Origin of the sequence: Arthrobacter sp. CAL618 (genome assembly GCF_000468215.1) — a bacterium.
GTDB lineage: Bacteria > Actinomycetota > Actinomycetes > Actinomycetales > Micrococcaceae > Arthrobacter_D.
In genome coordinates this window covers 4,703-5,690 of record NZ_ASZW01000048.1, presented here as the reverse complement: position 1 = coordinate 5,690, position 988 = coordinate 4,703, and the positions used below count along the sequence as shown (strand labels likewise).

Below are 988 nucleotides of genomic sequence, written 5' to 3'. Positions count from 1 at the left end.
GCCGGCGGAGCTGCAGCCCACGGGTGACTCCGTACCAGAGGTCACCGCGGGCAGGCTCGCCGAACTTGGCGGTCAGCTTCGACTTGAGTGAACGCCGCAACAGGAAACAGTCCAGCACAACGGCGAGGATAAGGATCCAGAAGGCGTTCAACACGATCGCCTGTACCTGGAGGTTCTGCACAAAGCTCAGGAGCACAAACACCAGGGCGGCAACCATCAGGAACTCTCCGAGGTTCCAGCGGGCATCGACGAAATCCCTGATGTAACGACGGGCTGGGCCCTTGTCGCGCAACGGTAGGTACCGTTCATCGCCGGTATCGAGGGCCTGGCGCGTTTTGAGCCGCTCTGCCCGCTGCGCATCACGGCTTGCGGCCCTGGCTGCCTTCCGGTCGTCAGGCACCAACGGCCGTTTCCGCGCAGCCTCCTGCGAGCTACGGCGTGGCGTCGGCGCTCCCTTGCCTACTGGGCGCTCTGCGGGTAACTGGTCTACTGGGGCCTCAGGGGCCTCTTTTTTTCGTCCAAACACCCTCCAAGGATACCCGGCCTGATCGGACCCGTGGTCCCGGTCACTGTGTAAGGTCGACAGCATGACTCCCGAACAGCTTTCGTCCAGCACCGACTATTCAGTACAGGAACTCCGGGCGGCAGTAGCCGCCGGGTTCGACCAGACGGTCAGTCAGCTCGTAGGCCTGGTGGGCATTCCGGGAATCGCCTGGGAAGCCTTCGACCCGGCGCAACTGGATCGCAGCGCCGCCGCCGTCGCCGAGCTCATCGGCGCCGCAGGCATCAGCGACGTCCAGGTGCTGCGGGTCAGCACTGACGGGGTGCCGGGCGGCCCGGCTGTCGTGGCGCGTCGCCCCGCCGCCCCAGGCAAACCGACCGTGCTGCTCTATGCCCACCACGACGTCCAGCCTCCCGGCGATCCGGAGCTGTGGGACAGCGAACCGTTTACCGCCGTCGAACGCGACGGCCGGCTCTACGGCAGGGG

General features: G+C 66.1%; 2 protein-coding genes (1 of these 2 only partly in view). One reads left to right on the top strand and one right to left on the bottom strand.

Annotation, left to right across the window (positions count from 1 at the left end):
- On the bottom strand, positions 1-526 hold a 526-nt coding region (locus K728_RS0102785; RefSeq protein ID WP_024475772.1), incomplete at its 3' end, for a DUF3043 domain-containing protein.
- A 61-nt stretch (positions 527-587) separates the two neighbouring features.
- Between K728_RS0102785 and K728_RS0102780 the strand changes: the two genes are divergently transcribed.
- Positions 588-988, top strand: partial view of a dipeptidase gene (locus K728_RS0102780; protein ID WP_024475771.1) — the 5' portion only. The gene runs 1,015 nt beyond the window's last position; 401 of the gene's 1,416 nt are visible here — the first part of the coding sequence; the start codon lies at positions 588-590; its stop codon lies beyond the right edge, outside the window.